Source organism: Amycolatopsis tolypomycina, assembly GCF_900105945.1.
Taxonomy (GTDB): Bacteria; Actinomycetota; Actinomycetes; order Mycobacteriales; family Pseudonocardiaceae; genus Amycolatopsis; species Amycolatopsis tolypomycina.
Map to the genome: position 1 here is coordinate 1050114 of NZ_FNSO01000004.1, position 23358 is coordinate 1073471.

A 23358-nucleotide genomic window follows, 5' to 3' on the forward strand; every position below is an offset into this window, starting at 1 on the left:
GCTATTCCCGCCAGCCGGACAGTTCCACGCCCTTCGCGACATCCACCCGGTACGACAGCGTCACGGTCTTGGTCTCGTTCGGCGCCAGGGTGAGCTGCCACGTGAACTCGCCCAGCGCCGACGTCTCCACCGGTTCGGGGGACGTGCGGACGTCCTTCACCGTGATCGTGTCGTCCCGGGAAACCGGCGCCTGGTCCAGCACGGTCACCACCGCTTCCCGCGGCCCGTGGTTGCCGACCGAGATCCGGTACTCCGCCTCGCGCCGCTTCTGCCCGGACAACGTGGCCTTCGAAGCCGTCCGCCGCACCAGTTCCCGCTCGACCCGGATCCGGTCGTCGACCCCCAGTGCCAGCTCCAGCTCTTCGCCGGGGGCCCACGGTTCCAGCACCGTCGTCCCGACGAACTCCGCGTCGTGGAACACCGAAGCGCGCCCGGGCCGCAGGGCCTGCTCCGACGTGTTCACCACCGTGGCGCGCAGGTACGCCTCCTCCGCCAGCACCGGTGCGGTGACATACCCGAGCGAAGCCGTGAGCGAAAGCTGCGCCAGCGTGGTCCGGTGGCCGGAAGCCCCCGACGGGACCGCCACCGGCCGCGAAGGCCGGTAGGTGACCGCCGTCGTGCCCTGCTCGACCGTGGCCGGTTTCGGCGCCATCGCCGGTGCCGCCGGCGCGAACTGCCGTGCGCGTTCCGGCATCGCGGCGGCCGAGTCGCCGTACGCCGCCGCGGAGGCCACGTACGCGCCCGGCTCCGGCAGGACGCGGTCCAGGTACCACGGCCGCAGTTCCGGCACCACCACCGACACCGCGGGCCGGGCCGTCGACAGCGCCAGCTCGCACTCCGGCCAGTCCTCGCCCGTGTGCTGGCTGACGAGCCCGTACGACACCACGGTGACTTCCGTGCCGCGCACCCGGACGTCGTAGCCCGGTTCCCAGCTCGCGCCGGGGACCACATAGGACAGTTCCAGCTCGGCTTCCGCAGTGGTGTCGGAGATCTCCAGCTCGACGATCACCGACGTGCTGTCCTGGCCGGACTGCGCGCGGTGCGTTTCGATCCGCCGGTCGAGCGCGGCGAGGTCCTCGCGCAGCCGCGCGATCCGCTCGGTGAGCACCCGCCGCGCCTTCAACGCGGACGCCAGGCGTGAGCTCAGCGCGTCGGTGACCTCGGCGACGCGCGAAGGTTCGGCGGTACCGGCGGCCAGGGCCTTCGCAAAGCTGCCGCCGCTGCGCTTCGCGAGCGAAGTCAGCAGGTCCACCTTCATCGTTTCGGCCGCTTCGTCGTCCAGGACGCCGTCGAGCGTCGCCTGGTCGGCACGCCGTTGCTCGACGAGCGCCTCCAGGGCGGGGTCGGCCGGGGCGGCGTGCCATGCGGTGCGCACGTCGACGCCGGTGATCAGCGCCGGTCCGCTGCCGGTGACGCGCACCGAACCCGGGTCGAGCGCCGGGGGCAGTCCGGCGAAGGTGACGCGCGGCCCGCCGCCGAGCGGGGTCGTGGCCCGGCGGGTGATCCGCGCCTGCTGCGGGTAGACGGTCACGGCGGTGATCGGCGCTTCGACGGTCGGCATGCCTCCGACGTTAGTCTCTTGACACCCCCGCGGGCGGAGCGGAAGTGTCTTGAAGCGTCCGCTTCGCCCGGCTTGGGGGTTTGAGTGAAAGCCGCAGTCCTGCTCGCCGCCGTCCTCGCGCTGCCGCTGACCGCGGGTATCGCCGAAGCCGCGCCACCCGCCCCGGTGTTCACCGGCGGCCAGGCGCAACCGGTGTTCGACCCGGCCGACGTCGTCCGCGAGGACGTCTGGGTCACCGCGCCCGTCGACAGCGACCACGACGGCGCCGACGACCTCGTGCACGCCCAGGTCGTGCGCCCGCGCGCGACCCAGCAGGGCCTGAAGGTGCCCGTCGTCTACCAGGCCAGCCCGTACTACGCCGGCGGCAACGACGTCGCCAACCACAACGTCGACGTCGAGCTGTCCGCGCCCGGGTTCGCGCGTGGTCCGGAAGGCCCGCGCGTCGCCGCGCACGGCGTCGGCCCGGCCACCCCGATCAACTGGCGCTACCAGGACTACTTCACCGCGCGCGGGTTCGCCGTCGTCTACGGCGAATCGCTCGGCACCGGGCTGTCGACCGGCTGCCCGACCACCGGGGACGTCAACGAGACGATCGGCGCCCGCTCGGTCGTCGACTGGCTCAACGGCCGGACCGCCGCGAAGGACGCGAATGGCGTCGCGGCGAAGGCGGACTGGACGACGGGCAAGACCGGCATGATGGGCGTCTCCTACAACGGGACGCTGCCCAACGCCGTCGCGAGCACCGGCGTCGAAGGCCTCGAGACCATCGTGCCGATCGCGGCCATCTCCAGCTGGTACGAGTACTACCGCCACGACGGCGCGGTGGTCGCGGCCGGCGGGTTCCAGGGCGAGGACGCCGACGTGCTCGCCGAGTACGTCTACACCCGGGCCGACCGGCAGGTCTGCCGCCCGGTGATCGACGGGCTGACTCGCGACCAGGACCGCGTCACCGGCGACTACACGCCGTTCTGGGACGTCCGCAACTACCGCAACGACGTCGGCAAGGTGCGCGCGTCGGTGCTCGCGGTGCACGGCCTCAACGACTGGAACGTCAAGACCGAGCAGGTCGCGACCTGGTACGAGGCGCTGAAGGCCCGCGGCGTCGAGCACAAGATCTGGCTGCACCAGGCCGGGCACGCCGACCCGTACTCGCTGCGGCGCGACGTCTGGCTCGCGACGCTGAACAGGTGGATGTCGCACTACCTCTACGGCATCGACAACGGCATCCAGAACGAGCCGAGGGCGACGATCCAGCGCGAGGACAAGTCGTGGGTCGACGAGGCCGACTGGCCGGCGCCGGGCACCGCCGACGTCCGCGTGTACCCCTGGCCGGGCGGCCGGGCGAAGGGCACGATCGACACCCGCAACCCGGTCCCGGGCACCGCGGCCGCCGAGACCCTCGCCGACGACTCGGCGAAGACGATCGAGCAGCTGGCCGGTCTCGCTTCGTCGGGCAACCGCCTGCTGTACGCGACTCCTGCGGCGAAGCAGTCCGTACGCCTTTCCGGCACGGCCCGCGCCGACCTGGCGCTGGCGTTCGACCGGCCCGCGGCGAACGTCTCGCTGATCCTCCTCGACCGCGCCCCCGACGGCACGTCGCACGTGATCACCCGCGGCTGGACCGACCCGCAGAACCGCACGTCGCCCGCCCGCACCGAGCCGATCACGCCGGGGCAGACCTACCGGATCGGCGTCGACCTGATGCCGAAGGACTACGTCCTCGCGGCGGGGCACCGGCTGGAGGTCCTGGTCGCCTCCAGCGACCACGACTACACGCTGCGGCCGAAGCCGGGCGCGGGGCTGGCCCTCGACCTGACGAAGACGTCGATCACGCTCCCGGTCACGGGCGGTAAGCCCGCGCTGCGGGCCGCGTTCGGCTGAGGTCCTCACCCGGCCGCGCTCATGCGTGTAACGGTTCTCGCAGGTCAGGCGACTAACGGGCGCTCTGTCCGCTGCGAGAGGACCCGTCATGACCTCGACCGCCGAACCCACCTTGGAGCGCCTGCGCACCCAGCTGTCCGGAACCGTGCTCACTCCCGGTGAACCGGGCTACGACACCGCCCGGTCGATCTGGAACGGGGAAATCGACCGCCACCCCGCCGTCGTCGTGCAGCCCGCCGTCGCCGCGGACGTGGCGGTCGCGCTCGCGTACGCGCGCGAAGCCGGCCTCGACGTGTCGGTGCGCGGCGGCGGGCACAACTTCGGCGGTGCCGCGGTCGTGGACGGCGGCCTCTGCGTCGATCTGAGCTCCCTCGACGCGATCATGGTCGACCCGGAAGGCCGGACCGCCCGGTGCGGCGGCGGGACGACCTGGGCCCAGCTCGACGCCGCCACGCAGGCGCACGGGCTCGCGGTGCCGGGCGGCACGGTCAGCCACACCGGCGTCGGCGGGCTGACCCTCGGCGGCGGCTTCGGCTGGCTCACCGCCAAGCACGGCCTGTCCTGCGACAACCTGCTCTCGGCCGAGGTCGTCACCGCCGACGGCGACATCCTGCGCGCGTCGGCCGAGGAGCACGCCGACCTGTTCTGGGCGCTGCGCGGCGGCGGTGGCAACTTCGGCGTCGTCACCGAGTTCGAGTTCCGGCTGCACCCGGTCGGCCCGATCGTCCACCTCGGCCTGTTCTTCTGGGGGCTCGAAGACGGCGTGGCCGCGCTGCGCACGGCCCGCGAGGTGCTCGAAACGCTGCCCGGCGAGATGGGGGTGCTCGTCGCCGGGCTCAACGCGCCGCCCGCGCCGTTCGTGCCCGAGGCCCACCACTTCCGGCCCGGCTACGCCCTGCTGATCGCCGGGTTCGCGGGGGAGGACCAGCACGCCGAGGCGATCCGGCCGGCACGGTCGGGACCGGCGCCGCTGTTCGAGTTCGTCTCGCCGATCCCGTACGTCGAGCTGCAGCGGATGATCGACGACGCCGCGCCGTGGGGCATCCTCGGCTACGAGAAGGCGGCCTTCGCCGAGGCCTTCAGCGACGAGCTCATCGAGGTGATCGCGGACTTCCTGCCGCGCAAGAGCTCGCCGATGTCGATCATGCCGATCTTCGCGCTGCGCGGGGCGTTCGCCGAGGCCGCCGACGAGAGCACGGCCTTCGGCGGGGCCCGGCGGCCGTGCCTGGCCGTGAACATCGCCGCGCTCGCGCCCGAGCCGGAGCCGTTCGCGGCCGACCGCGCCTGGGTGCGGGACTTCTGGGCGGCGGTGGCGCCGTTCTCGGCCAACGCGGGCGGCTACGTCAACTTCATGGCCGAGTACGAAGCCGATCGCGTCCGGACGTCGTACGGTGCCGAGAAGTTCGCGCGGCTGGCCCGGATCAAGGCGGCCTACGACCCGCGGAACGTCTTCCACCACAACGCGAACATCCCGCCCGCGCCGTGAGCGGTCAGCCCGCGATGCCCGCCCGGTAGGCGAAGGCGACGGCCTGCGCGCGATCGCGCAGGCCCGCCTTGGCGAACAGGTGGTTCACGTGGGTCTTCACGGTGGCCTCGCTGACCACCAGTGCGCGGGCGATCTCGGTGTTCGACAGGCCCGCCGCGATCAGCCGCAGCACCTCGACTTCGCGCGCGGTCAGGCCTTCGACGGCCTTGCCGAGCGGCGGGGTGCCGCGCGCGGCGGCTTCGACGAGCCGCCGCTGCAACTCGCCGTCCACTGTGGACTGGCCGGCGGCCGCCGAACGCAGCGCCCGCGCGATCGACTCGGCATCGGCGTCCTTGGTGAGGAACCCGCGGGCCCCGGCGCGCAACGCGGCCAGCAGCGACTCGTCGTCGGCGTAGGTGGTCAGGACGACGACCTCGGTGCCGGGGTGCTCGGCGCGGATCCGCTCGGTGGTCTCCACGCCGTCGCAGCGCGGCATCCGCAGGTCGACCAGCACGACGTCGGGGTGGTGTGCGGCGACGAGGTCGAGTGCGGCCAGGCCGTCGGCGGCGGCGCCGACCACCTCGACGCCGGGCAGCAGCCCGAGCAGCGTGACCAGGCCTTCGCGGACCACGGCCTGGTCGTCGGCCAGCACGACGCGCAGCGTCACGCCGGCACCGTCAGGTGAATCCGCCATCCGTCCTCCCCCGGCCCGCTGTCCAGACGCCCGTCGAGCAGTGCGACCCGTTCGCCCATCCCGCGCAAACCGTAGCCTGCCGCCGCCGCGTCCGGCGGGCGCCTGCCCTGCCGGTCGGCCACGGTCAGCTCCACCGACCCGCCGGCGTAGCCGAGCGTGACGTCCACTTCGGCCTGCGCCGCGTGCTTGCGGGTGTTGGCCAGCGCCTCCTGCACCGCGCGGACCAGCGCGGTGCCGACCGCCGGGGCGAGCTCGCGCGGCTCGCCTTCGACCGCGAGGTCGGCGCGGGCGCCGGTGTCGAGCCGGTACGCGGCGAGCAGGTCCGCGATCGCGCGTTCGACCCCGACGGCGTCCTCGCGCAGCGCGGCCACCGCCTGCCGGGCCTCGGCGAGCCCGTCCGCCGCCAGCGCCTGCGCCCGCTCGATCTGGGCGACGGCGTCCGGGCTCGCGCCGTCGCGCACCAGCATCAGCCGCGCGCCCTGGAGGTTCAGCGAGAGCCCGGCCAGCGAATGGGCCAGGACGTCGTGCAGCTCGCGGGCGATGCGGGCGCGTTCGGCGAGCGCGGCCGCGCGGGCGTGCTCCTCGTTGGCGGTCTGCGCGCGGGCCAGCGCCAGCTCCGTCTGCTCGACACGGGCGAGCCGGGCCCGCCGGTTGAGCGCCATCAGCACGATCACGGCCAGCACCGCGTACGTCGACAGGGCGTCGTCCCACAGGTCGTGCCGGGCCGCCCAGGTGGTGATCACCCCGGCGTCGAGCGCGATCGCCAGCACGATCGGCACCGTGGACTGCTTCAGCACCACGAAGAACGTGGTGCTGAACATCGCCACCGACGCCCAGCTGCCCGGGTGGAGCACCCACAGCGCGCCCGTGCTCGCGATGAGGGCGAGCGTCAGCGCCGTCATCGGTGGCCGGAGGACGGCGTCGTGGATCCACGGCAGCGGGAGCGACAGGGCCAGGGTCACCCCGATCAGCGACCAGGTGAGCGCGTCCGCGCGGGGCATGGCGGCGACCATCGGGACCGCGACGAGCGCCCAGCGCAACCAGCCCTGGGCGCGGGGGAACGTGGCTGGTCGGATCGGCATTTCGGCAGTCCTCCGCGAGTGCTTGTACGGAAAATGTACCGACGGGGACTTCCCTTCGTGGTGTCAAGTTGTCCCGTTTGTGCAGGAGGTTCTCCCATGTCCAGGTTGCGACGGCTCGCCCTGATCGCCGCCGCCGCGGCGCTGCCCGCGCTCGGCCTTTCCCTCGCCGGTCAGACGACGGCCTCGGCCGCGCCCAACTTCCAGGTGCCGTTCAAGTGCGGCGTCACCGTCACCGCCGCGACGTTCAGCGGTCACAGCCCGGCCTACTCGGTCGACTTCCAGAAGGACGGCATCACCGGCATGCCGGTGCTCGCCTCGGCGTCGGGCACCGTGACCCGGGTCGCCGACGAAGGCGGCTCGAGCTACGGCAAGTGGATCGAGGTGGACCACGGTGGCGGCTGGCGCACGCGGTACGCGCACCTGTCGGCCCAGGAGGTTTCCGTCGGGCAGTCGGTCGCGGGCGGCAAGCAGATCGGCAAGGCGGGCGCGACCGGCGGCGTCACCGGCCCGCACCTGCACTTCGAAGAGCGCCTCGACGGCGTGGTGCAGAAGGCGAAGCTGAACGGCGTCGCCGTGCCGTACTACGGCCACACCAGCTTCACGAGCAAGAACGGCTGCGGCGGCAACCCGTACTCGGCCGACGAGGTCTGCGGTGACGGCTTCGACGTCGTGGACCAGCAGGCGCTGGCCAACTCCTCGGGCACGGCCTACCTGCTGTACAACGCTTCCACCAAGGCGAACTGCGTGACCACGCTGAAGTCGACGTCGCTCGGCACGGCCAGCCAGGTGTCGGCGTTCCTGGAGGTCCAGGGTTCGGCGCGGGTGACCGATTCCGGTGACTTCACCTACTACGCCGGGCCGGTCAAGAAGACCGCCGAAGCGACCTGCGTGAAGTGGGGCGGCTCGGTGGGCGCCAACACCTACGAGAGCGGGTTCGAGCACTGCGGCTGACCTGTGCCACCGGGCTTCGTCCCGGCCGGGGGCCTGCCCCCGCAAGACGATCCGGCCGGTGGGGCCGGACAGCATAGTCCGCCCCACCGACAGGAACACCCCGCCCGGCCCCGGCCGGGCGGGTTTCGTCCACATCGGCCCCCGCCATCCACAGATTTCCCGCCACCGCCCCATCCGGCCGCGGCGTGCCCCACTGTGGAGGCATGACCGCAACCACCCCGGCCGACCTCCGCGACCCCGCGCAGCTGCTGGCCGCCCTCCCGTACCTGATCGGCTTCCGCCCCGCGAAGTCCGTGGTCCTGATCGGCCACGAAGACCCCGGCGACACCCCGGGCCTGGTCCTGCGCGGCGACCTCCCGCGCCGCGAACACCGCGTCCACCAGGCACGGGCGCTGGCCGCCCGCTTCGCCGCTGGCCGCCACATCGGCGTGACGCTGGCCGTCGTCGGCGGCCACCGAAGACCCGGAAAGCCGCCGCCGCACCGGGATTTCGTCGACGAGCTGGCGGCGGCGCTGGGGGAGCGGGATCTCCCGGTCCTGCACGCCCTGTGGACACCCGCCATCAGCACGGGCGCGCCCTGGGCGTGTTACCGCCTCGAAGAATGCGCGGGCGCGTTGCCGGACCTGCGCACCACGGTCATCGCGGCGGCCGCGACCGAGTACGGCACGGTGGCGTTCGACAGCCGCGAGGAACTCGAGGCGCTGCTGGCCCCGCGGACCCCGGAGGCGGTCGCTCGACGCGCGGATCGCTTGTCCCGCATGACATCCCCGCCATGGCCGGTCGCCACCCGAGTCAACGAGGCGGCGTCGGTGGTCCGCGCGGCGTTCGTCCGTCAGCGAAAAGGCGAAGGTGCCCTGACGGACGAGGAGGCGATCCTGCTGGCCTGTGCCCTGCGGCTGCCGGAAATCCGCGACGCCTGCCTGGCGATGGCGGTACCCCCGAAGACCACGCAGGCCAGGGAAGCGGAGCGCTTGTGGCTGACACTGGTCCGCGAGACACCGGCCCCCGATCGAGCAGAGGCGGCGACGCTGCTGGGCTTCACGGCGTACATGCGCGGAGACGGAGCCTTCGCGGGCATGGCCCTGGACAACGCCCTGGAGGCACAACCGGGCCACGTGCTGGCGTCGTTGCTGAAGAGGGTGCTGCACCACGGAACACCCCCGAAGGTGATCCGCGGCTTGGCGACGGCGGCAGCGGGGCACCTCGTCGGCTTCGGCCTGGAGCCGGCGGAATTCGATGCCGAGCAGGCGGCGTGACGGTGATGTCCATTGTGGACGGCAGGTGCCGGAGTCCCGGCCAGCCCGCCGACCACCGTCGATCAGCGCACGGATCAGCCCCGCCGTGCCTGCGTGAACTCCCAGGCGTCCCGCACGATCCCGGCCAGGTCGGTCCGCTCCGGCTTCCAGCCCAGCTCTTCCCGAGCCCGGTCACTGGCCGCCACGAGCACCGACGGATCCCCCGCCCGGCGCGGAGCCACCGCCGCCGGCTTCGGTTTGGAGCCGTTGGAACTCGATGCGGAGCAGGCGGCGTGAACGTGGTGTCCACTGTGGCCGGCGGGGTACCGGAGTCCCGGCCAGCCCGCCGACCATCGTCGATCAGCGCACGGATCAGCCCCGCCGTGCCTGCGTGAACTCCCAGGCGTCCCGCACGATCCCGGCCAGGTCGGTCCGCTCCGGCTTCCAGCCCAGCTCTTCCCGAGCCCGGTCACTGGCCGCCACGAGCACCGACGGATCCCCCGCCCGGCGCGGAGCCACCGCCGCCGGCTTCGGTTTGGAGCCGTTGGAACTCGATGCGGAGCAGGCGGCGTGAACGTGGTGTCCACTGTGGCCGGCGGGGTACCGGAGTCCCGGCCAGCCCGCCGACCATCGTCGATCAGCGCACGGATCAGCCCCGCCGTGCCTGCGTGAACTCCCACGCGTCCCGCACGATCCCGGCCAGGTCGGTCCGCTCCGGCTTCCAGCCCAGCTCTTCCCGAGCCCGGTCACTGGCCGCCACGAGCACCGACGGATCCCCCGCCCGGCGCGGAGCCACCGCCGCCGGCACCGGGTGCCCGGTGACCGCGCGACAGGCCTCGATCACCTCGAGAACGGAGAACCCGGTGCCGTTGCCCAGGTTGTAGATGCGGTGCTCGCCCGCGGTGGCGTGCTTCAGCGCCAGCAGGTGCGCGTCCGCGAGGTCCACGACGTGGATGTAGTCGCGCACCGCCGTGTGGTCCGGCGTCGGGTAGTCGTCGCCGAAGATCTGGATGCGCTCGCGGTCGCCCGAGGCGACCTGCAGAACGAGAGGAATGAGATGGGTTTCCGTGGCGTGGCGCTCACCGAAGGCGCCGTACGCACCCGCGACGTTGAAGTACCGCAGGCTCACCGCCGCCAGGCCGTGCGCGGCGGCGAAGCTGGTGATCGCGGCGTCGATGGCGAGCTTCGTGGCGCCGTAGGTGTTGGTCGGCCGGGTCGGCGCCGTCTCCGCGATCGGCGACTGCTCCGGCTCGCCGTAGGTCGCCGCCGTCGAGGAGAACACCAGCCGGGGCGTGCCGTGCTCGTGCATGGCCTCCAGGAGGCGCAGCGAGGTGACGACGTTGCCTTCCCAGTACTTCGCCGGCTCTGTCATCGACTCGCCGACCAGCGACTTGGCCGCGAAGTGCAGCACGCCGTCGAAGCCCTCGCGCAGCAGGCTGCCCGCCACCTCCGCGGCGTCGCCCTCGATGAACCGCGCGTCCGGGTGAACGGCGTCGGCGTGGCCGGTGGACAGGTCGTCGACGACGGTGACCTGGTGCCCGGCCTCGATCAGCCGGGCGGCGCAGACACTTCCGACGTACCCGGCTCCGCCCGTCACGACCAGCTTCAGGGCGTTGCTCTGCTCCGACACATCCAGGCCTTCCTGCCGAGGGTGACTGTGCCCCACAGTCTTCCCCCATGGCGACGCGCGGGTCCGGGCGGGGGTTGCCCCGCACGGACCCGCGCGGCCTCAGAGCTCGTCGCGGCCGGCGCCGCGGGAGGGCACCGCCGTGAACATCCGCGGCCGCCGGTAGCCGGCCTTCTCGTAGGCCGCCTCGACGGCCTCCTTGACCCGCTCGAGGTCGGCTTCGCGGACCAGGGCGATCGCCGAGCCGCCGAAGCCGCCGCCGGTCATCCGCGAGCCGAGCGCGCCGGCCGCCCGCGCCGAGTCGACCGCGAGGTCCAGCTCGGCCGTGGAGATCCGGTAGTCGTCGCGCATGCTGACGTGCGAGGCGTCGAGGTACGGCCCGATCTCGGCCAGCCGGCCGGCGCGCAGCAGCTCGACCGTCTCGAGCACCCGCTGGTTTTCGGTGACGACGTGCCGCACCAGCGGCACGAGGTCCGCCGGCAGCCGGTCGAGGGCGTCGGCGAGCCCTTCGACGGTGACGTCGCGCAGCGCCTTCACCCCGAGCAGCTCGGCTGCCCGTTCGGTGCCGCGGCGGCGCTCGCCGTACCCGCCCTCGGCGTGCGAGTGCTTGGTGCGGGTGTCCATGATCAGCACCTGCAGCCCCGCCTCGGCGAGGCCGAACGGCACCTGTTCCTGCTCGCCCGAGCGCACGTCGAGGAACAGCACGTGGGACTCGGTGCAGCAGAGGGACGCCGTCTGGTCGAGCAGGCCGGTGGGGGCGCCGACGAAGTCGTTCTCCGAGCGCTGCACCCACCGCGCGACCTGGGGCCGCGTCGGCGCCTCGGCGCGGCTGCCGTCCAGTTCCAGCCCGGCCAGGCCCAGCAGCGCGAGCGAGACCGCGCACTCGAGCGCGTGGGAGGAGGACAGCCCGGCCCCCGACGGCACGTCCCCGGCGATGACCAGGTCGGCGCCGTTCGCGAAGCCCTGGTCGCGCAGCACCCAGGCGACGCCCGCCGGGTACGCGGCCCACCCGTCGACCGTGCCCGGCGCCAGGTCGGCGATCTTGAGCTCGCCGGAGCGCTGGAGCTGGCCGTCGTCGCCCAGGGTGGCCACGGACAGGACGCCGTCTTCGCGGGGTGAAGCCGCCGCGGCCAGGCGGTGGGGCAGGGCGAAGGGCAGCACGAAGCCGTCGTTGTAGTCGGTGTGCTCGCCGATCAGGTTGACCCGGCCGGGTGCCGACCACACGCCCGCGGGCGCGGTGCCGTGGACCGTGCGGAACGCCGCCACGGCCTCCGAAGCGGGGCTCATCGGGCCTGCGCCAGGACGGCGTGCAGCGCGGAGCTGGCGACCTGGGCGGTGGTGTCGCCGCCGGTGACCTCGATGGTGGCGCCGTTGGCCTTGCCGACGGTGACCGTGCCGCCCGGCACGATGCCGACGGACTTGAGCTCGGTCATCAGCGACTCGTCCAGCTGGACGTGCTCGGCGATGCGCCGGATCTCGACGCGGCCGCCCCCGGTGCGGGCGAATTCGTCGAGCCGGACCAGGTCCGCCTCCGCCGGCGGGGCCGGGTCGCCGTCGCCCAGCTTGTCCAGGCCGGGGATCGGGTTGCCGTAGGGCGACGTGGTGGGGTGGTCGAGCAGCTTGACCAGCTTGCGCTCGACGGCCTCGCTCATCACGTGCTCCCAGCGGCACGCCTCGTTGTGCACGTGCTCCCACTCGAGCCCGATCACGTCGACGAGGAGGCGCTCGGCCAGGCGGTGCTTGCGCATGACGGCGATGGCCAGTTCGCGGCCGTGGTCGGTCAGCTGGAGGTGCCGGTCGTCGGCGACCACGACCAGCCCGTCACGCTCCATCCGGGCGACGGTCTGGCTCACGGTCGGGCCGCTCTGCTGCAGGCGCTCGGCGATGCGGGCGCGCAGCGGAACGACACCCTCTTCTTCGAGCTCGTAGATGGTACGCAAGTACATCTCGGTGGTGTCGATGAGATCGTTCACGCTGTCCCCTTCGTCCGCGTTGCTCATCGTAGTCGTTGACCGCGGCAGCGGCGGCGGCCCTCGGGGGTACGGCGCCGATGGTTATCGATCCGACCACATCGGTGACAACTCGCCGGTGGGGGAGAGGTCCGCACCCGGGAGCGGCCGGGTGGGCGGCCGCTGGAAGATGGGAGGCATGCGTCCGCTGATCAGCACCACCGACCTCGCCGCCGCGCTGGCCGGCCCGGCCGGGGACCGCCCCGTGGTCCTCGACGTCCGCTGGCGGCTCGCCGGCCCGCCCGGCGCCGACTCCTACCGCGAGGGGCACGTGCCCGGAGCAGTGTTCACCGACCTCGACCGCGTGCTCGCCGGAGAGCCGGGCGAAGGCGGCCGTCACCCCCTGCCCGACCCGGCGGACCTGCAGCGCGACCTGCGCGCGGCGGGCGTCCGCGCGGGCGTCCCGGTGGTGGCGTACGACGACGCGGACGGCTCGGTGGCGGCGCGCGCCTGGTGGCTCCTGCGCTGGGCGGGCCACGAAGAGGTGGCGGTCCTCGACGGCGGTTACGCGGCGTGGACGGCCGAGGGGCACCCGGTGAGCACGGAGGAGCCGCACCCGGAGCCGGGCGACATCGAGGTCCGGCCGGGCGCGATGCCGGTCCTCGACGCGGACGAAGCGGCCGCCCTCGCCCGCGACGGCCTGCTCCTCGACGCCCGGGCCACCCCGCGCTACGCGGGCGAGACGGAGCCGGTGGACCCCCGGGCGGGCCACATCCCGGGCGCGGTGAACGCCCCGTTCCCGGCCCACCTCGGCCCCGACGGCCGCTGGCGGCCCCCGGCCGAGCTGGCGGAGCGGTTCGCGGGCCTGGGCCTCCGCCCGGGCGAGCCGGTCGGCGCGTACTGCGGCTCGGGCGTGACGGCCAGTTCGGTGGTCCTGGCACTGGAGCTGGCGGGCCACCCGGGAGCGGGCCTGTACGCGGGCTCGTGGTCGCACTGGTCCCGGGACCCGCAGCGCCCGGCGGCGACCGGCACCCTGCCCGGCTGAGACACCGGCGAACCGGACCCGGGGCCGCTCAGCCGCGCAGTGCCGGGGCGATCAGTGACACCACCAGGTCCGGTTCCGCCAGGTGCACGTCGTGACCACCGGCCGTCTCGTGCAGCCGGAACCCGGCCACCGCCGCCTCCGTCCGGCGCAGCTCGGCGAGCGTCCACCGCTCGTACGCCCGCCACGGCTCCTGAGCCTCCGCGGGCAGCAGGTCCGCCATCGACTGCTGCCCGCGCGTCACCACCAGCGGTCCGCGGATGCGCCGGTAGGCCGCGAAGAGGTCCAGGGCGTCGATCGCGCGCATGACGGCGAGGAAGTCCTCGTCGAGGCCCGCCGACATCGCGGCCGGCGCTTCCCGGACCGCCCGGTGCCCGGCCGGTGGGTCGGCGAGCCGCAGACCACCGGCCGCTCCGGTGTCGGCCCGGCGACGATCTCGCGGACGTCCGCCAAAGCCGACTCCCACGTCCACGGGGCTGCCGGGGTGGCGCCGTGGCCGCGCAGGTCGAACGTCACCGGGCGGGCGCCCCGTGCGCTCAGCCGCGACCACCGGGTCCCAGCCGAAGCTGTCGCGGCCGCCGCCGTGATCGGTGCGGTGCACCGGCGGAGGGAACCAGGCCGGGGCCGGTCCGGTCCACGGAATTGCGCGATCGGCACTAGAGTCGGGAGGTATGTCGCCGGCCGTTGTTTGGGACCGTGCCCTGCTGGGTTACGACCTGGGTGGGGAGCACCCCTTCAATCCCGTCCGGCTGGAGCTCACCGTCCGGCTGGCCACCGAGCTCGGCGTGCTGCGGGACGTCGAACTGCTCGTCCCCACCGGCGCCGGGGACGAAGAGCTCCTCCGGATCCACGCCCCCGAATACCTCGCCGCCGTGCGGGACGCTCCGCTCGTCGGGTGGGATGTCGGGCACGGGCTCGGCACCTCCGACAACCCCGTCTTCGCCGACATGCACGACGCCTCCGCTCTCGTCGTCGGCTCCACGCTGCTCGCCGCGCGGAAGGTCGCCGAGGGCGAAGCGAACCGGGCCGTCAACATCGCCGGCGGCCTGCACCACGCCATGCGCGACCAGGCCGCCGGCTTCTGCGTCTACAACGACTGCGCCGTCGCCATCTCGTGGCTGCTCGACCACGGCTTCGACCGGATCGCCTACATCGACACCGACGTCCACCACGGCGACGGCGTCCAGGCCGCCTTCTACGACGACCCGCGCGTCCTCACCATCTCGATGCACCAGCACCCCTTCACGCTCTGGCCCGGCACCGGCTACTCCGCCGAGACCGGCCGCGGGAAGGCCGACGGCACGTCCGTCAACGTCCCGCTGCCGCCGCGGACCACGGACCCCGGGTGGCTGCGCGCGTTCCACGCCGTCGTCCCCTCGCTGCTCGCCGACTTCGAACCGCAGTTGCTGTTCACCCAGTGCGGTGTCGACTCGCACGAAGAAGACCCGCTGGCCGACCTCTCGCTGTCCGTCGACGGCCACCGCACCATCTACGCCACCCTCCGCGAGCTCGCCGAGACCTACGCCGGCGGCAAGTGGATCGCCGTCGGCGGGGGCGGTTACCAGCTGATCCGGGTCGTGCCGCGATCCTGGACGCACCTGATCGCCACCGTCCTCGACCGGGACGTCGACCCGGCGACGCCGCTGCCGCCCGCCTGGCGGGAGACCGTCACCAAGGCCGCCCCGCACGCCGAGCTCCCGCAGACCATGTCCGACGACCGCGACACGGGGTTCAAGCCGTGGGGCGACGGCGAGGACGACCCGGTCGACATCGCCGTCCGGGACACCCGCCGCGCCGTCTTCCCATTGCACGGCCTGGACCCCGACGACCCCAGGGACTGACGATGGCCGGACGGGACCCCTTCGACTACCCCCGCGACTGGGAGGCCGACGTCGTGCTGTCCGACGGCGGCACCGTCCACCTGCGGCCGATCGTGCCCACCGACGCCGACGGTCTCGTCTCCTTCCACGCCAAGCTGTCCGAGCGCACCCGCTACTTCCGGTACTTCGGCGCCTACCCGCGGATCCCGGAGAAGGACCTGAAGCGCTTCTCCACGGTCGACCACCACGACCGGGTCGCGTTCGCCGCGTTCCTGGGCGACGACATCGTGGCCGTCGGCCGGTACGAGCGGCTCGACCACGGGCCGTCGGCCGAGGTCGCCTTCGTCGTCAGCGACAACCACCAGGGCCGCGGGCTCGGCTCGATCCTGCTCGAACACCTCGCCGCGGCCGCCTCCGAATGCGGGCTGCGCCGGTTCGTCGCCGAGGTGCTCGCCGAGAACTCCGCCATGGTGCGGGTCTTCCGCGACGCCGGCTACCAGGTCAGCCGCGAAATCGAGGAAGGCGTGCTGCACCTGGAGTTCGACATCGACCCGACCGAGGAGTCCCTCGCCGTCGCGCGCTCGCGCGAACAGGCCGCCGAAGCGCGCAGCGTGCACAACCTGCTGCACCCGACGTCGGTCGCGGTGATCGGCGCGTCCACCGAGCCGGGCAAGGTCGGGCACGTCGCGTTCGCGAACCTCCTGGTCGCCGCGTTCACCGGCACCGTCTACCCGGTCAACGCGGAGCACCGCTCGGTCCGCGGCGTCCGCGCGTACCCGTCGGTGCTGGACATCCCGGACCCGGTCGACCTGGCCGTCGTCGCGGTGCCCGCCGAGTCCGTCGAGTCCGTCTTGGACGCTTGCCTGGCGAAGGGCGTGAAGACGCTGCTGATCCTGTCGAGCGGGTTCGCCGAAGCCGGCCCGCACGGCCTGCACGCCGAGCTGCGGCTGGTCGGCGAGGCGCGGGCGCACGGCATGCGCGTGGTCGGCCCGAACGCGCTCGGCGTGCTGAACACCGCGCCCGGGATCCGGCTGAACGCCACCCTCGCGCCGCGGCTGCCCGGCCGCGGGCGCACCGGCTTCTTCTGCCAGTCGGGCGCGCTGGGCACCGCGATCCTCGCCGACGCCGAGGCGCGCGGGCTCGGCCTGTCGACGTTCGTCTCGGCCGGCAACCGCGCCGACGTCTCGGGCAACGACCTGCTCCAGTACTGGGAAACCGACCCGGACACCGACCTCGTGCTGCTGTACCTGGAGTCCTTCGGCAACCCGCGCAAGTTCGCGCGGCTGGCCCGCCGCCTCGCCCGGACGAAGCCGATCGTCGCGGTGAAGTCCGGGCGGCACGCGGTCCGGCCGCAGCTGGCGGCCACGTCGACGGAGATCGACGAAGCCAGCGTCCAGACGTTGTTCGAGCAGGCCGGGGTCGTCCGGGTCGAGTCGCTGGCGCAGCTGTTCGACACCGCGCTCGTGTTCGCCCACCAGCCGCTGCCCGCCGGGCCGCGGGTCGGCATCGTCGGCAACTCCAGCGCGATCGGGCTGCTGGCCGCCGACACCGCGCGGATGCAGGGCCTGCGGCTGGCGACGGACCCGGTGGACGTCGGCCCGCAGGCCCCGCCGGAGGAGTTCGCCAAGGCCGTCCGCGAAGCCCTGATCTCGCCGGAGACCGACGCGCTCGTCGTCGTGTTCGCGCCGCCGATCGCGATTCCCGGCACCGCGTACGCGCGCGCCCTGCGCGAGACCGTGGTCGAGCTGGCGCAGCGCAAGCCGATCGTCTCGACGTTCCTCGCCGCGGAGGGGGTCCCGGACGAACTCGCGGTCCTCACCGAAGACGGCGTCCCGACGCGGGGCTCGATCCCGTCGTACCCGAGCCCCGAACGCGCGGTCAACGCGCTCGCCAGGGTCGTGCGGTACGCGGCGTGGCGGCAGCGCCCGCAGGGCACGCTGGTGCGGCCCGCGGGCATCCACACCGAGCAGGCCCAAGGCATCGTGCGCGAGCTCCTGGACGCCGGCAGCGGCAAGACGACGTTGCTCTCCGACGCCGAAGTCGTGCGGCTGCTGGACTGCTACGGCATCGGCGTCGTGCCCTTCCGCATCGTGTCCACTGTGGACGAAGCGGTGGCGGCGGCCGGCGAGCTGGGCTACCCGGTGACGCTCAAGGCGGTCGACGAGCGGCTGCGCGGCCGGCCCGACCTGGCCGGTGTCCGGCTCGACCTGGCCTCGGAAGACTCGGTGCGCAACGCCTACGAGACGTTGCGCGAGGTCTCCGGCGACGACGAGGTGTACGTCCAGCGGATGGCGCCCAAGGGCCTGTCGTGCGTGATCGGGCTGCAGGACGACCCGTCGTTCGGCACGCTCGTGTCGTTCGGGCTGTCCGGGCTGGTCAGCACGCTGCTCGGCGACCGCGCCTACCGCGCGGTGCCGCTCACCGACGTCGACGCCGCGACGCTGCTGCGCGAGCCGCGGACGGCGCCGCTGCTCACCGGCTACCGCGGTGACGAGCCGGCCGACCTCGCCGCGCTGCAGGACATGGTGCTGCGCGTGGCCGCGCTGGCCGAGGACAACCCGGAGGTGCGGTCGCTGGTGCTCGACCCGATCCTGGCCTCGCCGGACGGCGCCTTCGTCGCCAACGCCCGCCTGGTGCTGGGCGCGCCGCCGTCCCGGCCCGACACCGGCCCGCGCCGGCTGCGCGCGATCAACCCCCAGGACTGAGCACCCGTTCCGGCCGGGACGGCGCCACGGAACGCACGCGGGCGGCTGAGAAAGGTGCCGAGCATGACCTCGCTGACGGAGCTGCTGACCCGGCACACCGGCGACGTCCCGGGCGCGGTGGCGCTGGTGGCCCGCGGCGACCAGGTCGAAGCCGCGGCCGTCGGCTCGGCCGACGCCGGGGGCACGGTGCCGATGGCCCGGGACTCGCTGTTCCGCATCGCGGCGCTCACCAAGCCGATCACCGCCGCGGCCGTCCTGCTGCTCGCCGACGACGGCGAGCTGGCCCTGACCGACCCGATCGCGCGCTGGCTGCCGGAGCTGGCGGCTCCCGTGGTCGTCCGGACGCCGGCGGGCCCGGTCGACGACGTCGTGCCGGCCGTCCGCCCGGTCACGGTCGCCGACCTGCTCACCTTCCGCTGCGGGTACGGCCTCGCCGAGGACATGACGTCGCCCGCGCTCGACCTGCTGCTGCAGGTGCTGGGCCACCCGGCGGCGTCCCCGCGGGCGCTGACGCCGGACGAGTGGCTGGCGGCGCTGGCCCAGGTCCCGATGCTGAACCAGCCGGGACAGGGATGGCTCTACGGCACCGGCTCGGACCTGCAGGGCGTGCTGATCGCGCGGGTGGCGGGCCGTCCGCTGCCGGAGTTCCTGGCCGAGCGGCTGTTCGAGCCGCTCGGCATGACCGACACCGGGTTCACCGTGCCGACCGCGGCGCTCGGCCGGTTCACCAGCGCCTACCGCCGCGGCGAGGCGGGACTGCGGCTGGCCGACTCCCCGGAGGGCCGCTGGAGCGCGCCGCCGCCGTTCCCGTCCGGGGCGGGCGGGCTCGTCTCGACGGCCGACGACCTGCTGGCGTTCGCGCGCTTCCTGCGCGACGGCGGCACGGCGGGCGGCCACCGCCTGCTGACGCGGGAGTCGGTCCACCGCATGACGACCGACCACCTGACCCCGGCCCAGCGGGACGCGGCGCGCCCGTTCCTGAACGGCCAGGGCTGGGGTTTCGGCGTCTCGGTCGACGTCGACCCGAAGCACCCCTGGGAGATCCCGGGCCGCTGCGGCTGGGTCGGCGGCGCGGGCACGGCCTGGCACCTGGTCCCGTCGACGGGCACGGTCTCGGTGCTGCTCACCCAGGTCGAGCTGACCAGCCCCGAGCCCACCCCGCTGATGAAGGAGTTCTGGACCTACGCGGCGAGCTAGGCCGGACCGGCGAGGAGGTCGCCGAGGGCCAGCAACTGCTGCGTGGCCCCGCCGAGCTGGAACTCCAGGCGCTTCGCCGCCGCGAAGTAGCGGTGCACCACGTGGTCCACGTCGATGCCGACGCCGCCGTGGACGTGGACCGCCGTGTGGGCCACCCGGTGGCCCGCTTCCGCCGCCCAGAACTTCGCCGTCGCCACCGCCGCCGCGGCCGGGACGTCCGACGAAAGCTGCCAGGCCGCCTGCAGCGTCGCCAGGCGGACCGCTTCGACGTCCAGGTAGGCGTCCGCGAGCCGCTGGCGCACCGCCTGGAACCCGCCGATCACGTGGTCGAACTGCTTCCGCTCGGCCGCGTACGCCGCGGTCAGTTCCAGTGCCCGCTCGACGACGCCGAGCTGCTGCGCGCACACCCCGGCCGTCCCGCGCAGGCGCAGCCACTCGCCGATGTCGCCCAGTGGCACTCCCGGCACCCCGGACAGTTCCAGGAGACCGGCGTCGGCGTGGTCGGTCGTCTGCTGAGGCCGCACCGAGACACCCGTGGCCGCGGCGTCGACCAGGAACACCTCGCCGGGCGTGGCCACCAGGAACCCGTGCGCGAAGGCCCCGAAGGGCACGGCCGTCTGCGTGCCCGACACCCGGCCGTCCGCAGCCGTGAACCCGGACAGCGCCACCGCGAGCACCCGCTCGCCGCGCAGGACCGGCAGCACCCAGCGGTCCACCAGCTCCGGCGTGCCGAACTCCGCCAGTGCCGACGCCGCCATCGTGATCGACGGGAGATAGGGGACCGCCGCGACCGCGCGGCCGATCTCGGTCAGCACCGCGCACTGCTCCGGCAGCCCGAACCCGCCGCCGCCGAGGGACGACGGCAGGGCCGCGTCCAGCACGCCCGCCTGGCCGAGCGCCGCCCACGCGATCGCGTCGAAACCGCCGGTGCCGTGCGGGTCGTGGGTGGCCTTGTCGGCCAGCAGCCGCCGGGTCAGCGCGGCGAGGTCGGCCGACGCCTCGGAAGGGGTGAAGTCCATGGGTGCTCCTAGCGCGTGACGGGCAGGCCGAGGGCGGTGGCGGCGATCATGTCCCGCTGGATCTCGTTGGTGCCGCCGCCGAAGGTGAGGATCAGCGCCGACCGGTGCAGCCGCTCGATCCGCCCGGCCAGCTGCGCGCCCGGCGAGCCTTCGCGGACGACGGCGGCCGCGCCGAGCACCTCCATCAGCAGCCGGTAGGCCTCGATCGCGAACTCCGTGCCGAACACCTTCGTCGCCGACGCCTCCGCCGGGCCGAGCTCGCTGTTCGCGGCCGCCCAGGCGATCCGCCAGTTCCGCAGCTTCAGGTACTCCGCGCCCGCGTGCACCCGCGCCAGGTGCAGCCGCACCCACTCCTGGTCGAGGGCGCCGGTCTCCCGTGCCCACGCCAGGACGTCGGCCAGTGCCTTGCGGATCGGTGCCGACGACGTCAGCGCGACGCGTTCGTGGTTGAGCTGGTTGGTGATCAGCGGCCAGCCCGCGTTCTCCTCGGCGACGCGCGCCGACACCGGCACGCGCACGCCGTCGTAGTAGGTCGCGCTCGTCCCGGCGCCCGCGACCGTGTGCACCTTGGTCCAGGAGAACCCCTCGGCGGACGTCGGCACGATGAGCATCGAGAGCCCGCGGTGCTTCTTCGCGGACGGGTCGGTCCGGACCGCGAGCCAGACGTAGTCGGCGTACTCGATCAGGCTCGTCCACATCTTCTGGCCGGTGACGACGTACTCGTCGCCGTCGCGCTCGGCGCGCGTCCGCAGCGACGCCAGGTCGGTGCCGGCCTCCGGCTCGGAGTAGCCGATCGAGAAGTGCAGCTCGCCGGCGGCGATCTTCGGCAGGTAGAACGCCTTCTGGTCTTCGGTGCCGTAGCGCATGATCGTCGGGCCGACGGTGTTCACCGTCAGGAACGGCACCGGCACCCCGGCGACGGCCGCTTCGTCGGTGAAGATCAGCTGGTCGAGCATCGACCGGCCCTGCCCGCCGTACTCGGGCGGCCAGCCCAGCGCGAGCCAGCCGTCCTTGCCCAGCTGCCGCACGATCTCCTTGTACGCCACGCCATCGCCGTACTCGCCGCCGCCCGAGCGGAGGCCGGCGCGCCGTTCGGGCGTCATCAGCTCGGCGAAGTACTCCCGAAGCTCCGCGGCCAGGGCCTGCTGCTCCGGTGTGTAGTCGATCCGCACCCGTCACCTCGATCCGGCGTTACACTAGAACCTGTTCTAGTTGTACCAGGACTCACGTGGTGGAGGAAGCATGGAGATCGGGGTCGACCGCGAGCTGTGCGAGGCGAACGCGGTGTGCGTGGGGTTCGCACCGGAGATCTTCGACCTCGACGACGACGAAGAACTCGTCATCCGACCCGGCGCGGTCCCGGTCGACCAGGTAGAACGCGTTTCTGATGCGATCAAGGGCTGTCCGAAGAACGCCCTGTTCACCATTGGTTAGCGGCGTTCACCGAAAGGGTTGCCCCGAACGAGAACAGATTCTACTGTAGGCGCGAGATCCAGGAGTCGGCGAGGAGGCCGCGGTGAGCTTGACCGGCAGGACGGCGATCGTCACGGGTGCCGCCGCGGGGCTGGGCCGGGCCGAAGCGCTCGCGCTCGCGGCCGGCGGCGCCACGGTCGTCGTCAACGACATCAGCGAGCCGAAGGACGTCGTCGCCGAGATCGAAGCGGCGGGCGGCCGGGCCGTCGCGGTCGCCGGCGACGTCGGCGAACGCGCCACGGCCGACGCGCTCACCGAAGCCGCGCTCGACCTCGGCGGCCTCGACATCGTGGTCAACAACGCCGGCGTCGTGCGCGACCGCATGCTGTTCTCGATGTCCGACGACGAGTGGGACACCGTGCTGCGCGTCCACCTGCGCGGCCACTTCCTGTTGTCCCGCAACGCCGCGAAGCACTGGCGCGACAGGTCCAAAGCGGACGGGAAGCCGGTGTACGGGCGGCTGGTCAACACCGCGTCCGAGGCGTTCCTCTTCGGCTCGCCCGGCCAGCCCAACTACGCCGCGGCGAAGGCGGGCATCACCGCCCTCACCATGTCGGCCGCCCGGAGCCTGGCCAAGTACGGCGTCCGCGCCAACGCGATCTGCCCGCGCGCGCGGACGGCGATGACCGAGGGCGTGTTCGGCGCTGCTCCTGCCGACAGTGTCGATCCGCTCTCGGTCGAGCACGTCGCCCCCTTCGTCGCCTACCTCGCCTCCCCGGCGGCCGAGCACGTCAACGGCCAGGTGTTCGTCGTCCACGGCGGCACGGTCGCGCTCGTCGAGGCCCCGCGGATCGAGCAGCGCTGGACCCTCGACGAGCTCGAGACGTCGGTCAGCGCGTTCTTCGCCGGGCGGGACCCCGCCCGGATGTTCGCCGTCACCGAGAGCCAGGGAGAGTCATGAGGCTGGACGGGAAGATCGCCCTGATCACCGGCGCCGCGCGCGGGCAGGGCGAGGCCGCCGCCCGCGCGTTCGTCGCCGAGGGCGCCAAGGTGGTGATCGCCGACATCCTCGACGACGAGGGCAAGCAGCTGGCCGCCGACCTCGGCGAGCAGGCCGTCTACCAGCACCTCGACGTCGGCGACGAGGACGGCTGGGCCGCCGCGGTCGAGCGCGCGACCACCGAGTTCGGCCACCCGAACGTGCTGGTCAACAACGCCGGCATCCTGCACTTTTCCGAACTCGGGCAGACGACGCTCGCCGATTACGAACGCGTGATCCGGGTGAACCAGATCGGGGCGTTTCTCGGGATGCGTTCGGTCGTTGAACCGATGACCGCCGCCGGCGGTGGCTCCATCGTCAACGTGTCCTCTGTGGAGGGTCTGGCCGGGATGCCCTACCTCGTCGCCTACACCGCGAGCAAGTTCGCGATCCGCGGGATGACCAAGGTCGCGGCGATGGAACTCGGCAAGAAGCACATCCGGGTCAACTCGGTGCACCCCGGCGCGATCGACACCAAGATGGTCGAGACCGCGGCGGGCGGCCAGAAAGTCGACATGTCGTACGTCGGCAAGAAGGTCGCGCTGAAGCGGGTCGGGCAGCCGGAGGACGTGGCCAAGCTGGTGTTGTTCCTGGCCAGCGACGAGAGCGCGTACTGCACGGGTGCGGAGTTCGTGGCGGACGGCGGGGCGACGGCGACGCACGCCCTCAACTTCTGAA

Annotated in this window: 20 protein-coding genes and 2 pseudogenes; 11 read left to right on the plus strand and 11 right to left on the minus strand. The window is 73.2% G+C overall.

Features of this window, described 5'->3' with window-relative positions:
• Position 1: 1 nt before the first annotated feature.
• On the minus strand, positions 2 to 1561 hold the full coding sequence (locus BLW76_RS15525; RefSeq protein ID WP_091307691.1) for a DUF4139 domain-containing protein: 1560 nt from the start codon (positions 1559 to 1561) through the stop codon (positions 2 to 4).
• A gap of 84 nt (positions 1562 to 1645) precedes the next feature.
• On the opposite strand from BLW76_RS15525, the gene BLW76_RS15530 reads away from it, so the two are divergent.
• Positions 1646 to 3442, plus strand: coding sequence for a Xaa-Pro dipeptidyl-peptidase (locus BLW76_RS15530; RefSeq protein WP_091307693.1), 1797 nt, complete (start codon positions 1646 to 1648; stop codon positions 3440 to 3442).
• A gap of 88 nt (positions 3443 to 3530) precedes the next feature.
• Entirely contained in the window at positions 3531 to 4928 is a 1398-nt protein-coding gene (locus BLW76_RS15535; RefSeq protein WP_091307695.1) for an FAD-binding oxidoreductase, read from the plus strand.
• 4 nt (positions 4929 to 4932) lie between these two features.
• Here BLW76_RS15535 and BLW76_RS15540 read toward each other — a convergent pair whose 3' ends face one another.
• Both BLW76_RS15540 and BLW76_RS15545 read right to left on the minus strand, forming a co-directional pair.
• Positions 4933 to 5574, minus strand: coding sequence for a response regulator (locus BLW76_RS15540; RefSeq protein ID WP_091307697.1), 642 nt, complete (start codon positions 5572 to 5574; stop codon positions 4933 to 4935).
• A complete protein-coding gene (locus tag BLW76_RS15545; protein ID WP_091307701.1) occupies positions 5571 to 6683 on the minus strand; it encodes a sensor histidine kinase in 1113 nt (370 codons plus the stop codon). The genes BLW76_RS15540 and BLW76_RS15545 overlap by 4 nt, the downstream gene beginning before the upstream one ends.
• Before the next feature lie 96 nt (positions 6684 to 6779).
• On the opposite strand from BLW76_RS15545, the gene BLW76_RS15550 reads away from it, so the two are divergent.
• Both BLW76_RS15550 and BLW76_RS15555 read left to right on the plus strand, forming a co-directional pair.
• Positions 6780 to 7634 (plus strand): M23 family metallopeptidase, encoded by an 855-nt coding sequence (locus BLW76_RS15550; RefSeq protein ID WP_091307704.1) that lies wholly within the window; start codon positions 6780 to 6782, stop codon positions 7632 to 7634.
• 203 nt (positions 7635 to 7837) lie between these two features.
• On the plus strand, positions 7838 to 8890 hold the full coding sequence (locus BLW76_RS15555; protein ID WP_091307706.1) for a DUF4192 domain-containing protein: 1053 nt from the start codon (positions 7838 to 7840) through the stop codon (positions 8888 to 8890).
• Between the two features lie 74 nt (positions 8891 to 8964).
• Here the strand turns inward: BLW76_RS15555 and BLW76_RS47745 are convergent.
• The 5 genes and pseudogenes from BLW76_RS47745 to BLW76_RS15580 form a co-directional block, all read right to left on the minus strand.
• Positions 8965 to 9126, minus strand: a pseudogene (locus BLW76_RS47745) (UDP-glucose 4-epimerase GalE); the annotation flags it as partial.
• Between the two features lie 115 nt (positions 9127 to 9241).
• Positions 9242 to 9403: pseudogene (locus BLW76_RS47750) on the minus strand (UDP-glucose 4-epimerase GalE); the annotation flags it as partial.
• A gap of 115 nt (positions 9404 to 9518) precedes the next feature.
• A complete protein-coding gene (galE, locus tag BLW76_RS15570) occupies positions 9519 to 10499 on the minus strand; it encodes a UDP-glucose 4-epimerase GalE (RefSeq protein WP_091307713.1) in 981 nt (326 codons plus the stop codon).
• Between the two features lie 99 nt (positions 10500 to 10598).
• Positions 10599 to 11783: a galactokinase gene (gene galK, locus BLW76_RS15575; protein ID WP_091307716.1), complete on the minus strand. Its 1185-nt coding sequence runs from the start codon at positions 11781 to 11783 to the stop codon at positions 10599 to 10601.
• Positions 11780 to 12496: an iron-dependent transcriptional repressor DtxR gene (locus BLW76_RS15580; protein ID WP_091307717.1), complete on the minus strand. Its 717-nt coding sequence runs from the start codon at positions 12494 to 12496 to the stop codon at positions 11780 to 11782. Before BLW76_RS15580 ends, galK begins: the two co-directional genes overlap by 4 nt.
• A gap of 148 nt (positions 12497 to 12644) precedes the next feature.
• On the opposite strand from BLW76_RS15580, the gene BLW76_RS15585 reads away from it, so the two are divergent.
• Positions 12645 to 13490 (plus strand): sulfurtransferase, encoded by an 846-nt coding sequence (locus BLW76_RS15585; protein ID WP_091307720.1) that lies wholly within the window; start codon positions 12645 to 12647, stop codon positions 13488 to 13490.
• Between the two features lie 28 nt (positions 13491 to 13518).
• On the opposite strand, the gene BLW76_RS49595 is transcribed toward BLW76_RS15585, so the two are convergent.
• Positions 13519 to 13953 (minus strand): hypothetical protein, encoded by a 435-nt coding sequence (locus BLW76_RS49595; RefSeq protein WP_244170176.1) that lies wholly within the window; start codon positions 13951 to 13953, stop codon positions 13519 to 13521.
• A gap of 205 nt (positions 13954 to 14158) precedes the next feature.
• Here BLW76_RS49595 and BLW76_RS15595 point away from each other — a divergent pair, with 205 nt between their 5' ends.
• The 3 genes from BLW76_RS15595 (at position 14159) to BLW76_RS15605 (ending at position 19209) form a co-directional block, all read left to right on the plus strand.
• Positions 14159 to 15328, plus strand: coding sequence for an acetoin utilization protein AcuC (locus tag BLW76_RS15595; protein WP_091307721.1), 1170 nt, complete (start codon positions 14159 to 14161; stop codon positions 15326 to 15328).
• A 2-nt stretch (positions 15329 to 15330) separates the two neighbouring features.
• Complete coding sequence (locus tag BLW76_RS15600) at positions 15331 to 18012, plus strand: bifunctional acetate--CoA ligase family protein/GNAT family N-acetyltransferase (protein ID WP_091307724.1); 2682 nt, start codon at positions 15331 to 15333, stop codon at positions 18010 to 18012.
• A gap of 63 nt (positions 18013 to 18075) precedes the next feature.
• A complete protein-coding gene (locus tag BLW76_RS15605; protein WP_091307726.1) occupies positions 18076 to 19209 on the plus strand; it encodes a serine hydrolase domain-containing protein in 1134 nt (377 codons plus the stop codon).
• Here the strand turns inward: BLW76_RS15605 and BLW76_RS15610 are convergent.
• Together BLW76_RS15610 and BLW76_RS15615 are read right to left on the minus strand one after the other, a co-directional pair.
• Positions 19206 to 20228, minus strand: coding sequence for an acyl-CoA dehydrogenase family protein (locus BLW76_RS15610; RefSeq protein WP_091307729.1), 1023 nt, complete (start codon positions 20226 to 20228; stop codon positions 19206 to 19208). The genes BLW76_RS15605 and BLW76_RS15610 overlap by 4 nt on opposite strands.
• 8 nt (positions 20229 to 20236) lie before the next feature.
• A complete protein-coding gene (locus BLW76_RS15615) occupies positions 20237 to 21400 on the minus strand; it encodes an acyl-CoA dehydrogenase family protein (protein WP_091307732.1) in 1164 nt (387 codons plus the stop codon).
• Positions 21401 to 21470: 70 nt separating this feature from the next.
• On the opposite strand from BLW76_RS15615, the gene BLW76_RS15620 reads away from it, so the two are divergent.
• From BLW76_RS15620 to BLW76_RS15630, 3 genes are all read left to right on the plus strand, one after another.
• Positions 21471 to 21662 carry a ferredoxin gene (locus BLW76_RS15620; protein ID WP_091307734.1) on the plus strand — a complete coding sequence of 64 codons (192 nt, stop codon included), beginning with the start codon at positions 21471 to 21473 and terminating at the stop codon, positions 21660 to 21662.
• Between the two features lie 82 nt (positions 21663 to 21744).
• Positions 21745 to 22602 carry a 3-oxoacyl-ACP reductase gene (locus BLW76_RS15625; protein WP_091307736.1) on the plus strand — a complete coding sequence of 286 codons (858 nt, stop codon included), beginning with the start codon at positions 21745 to 21747 and terminating at the stop codon, positions 22600 to 22602.
• A complete protein-coding gene (locus tag BLW76_RS15630; RefSeq protein ID WP_091307739.1) occupies positions 22599 to 23357 on the plus strand; it encodes a glucose 1-dehydrogenase in 759 nt (252 codons plus the stop codon). Before BLW76_RS15625 ends, BLW76_RS15630 begins: the two co-directional genes overlap by 4 nt.
• The last annotated feature ends 1 nt before the right edge of the window (position 23358 follow it).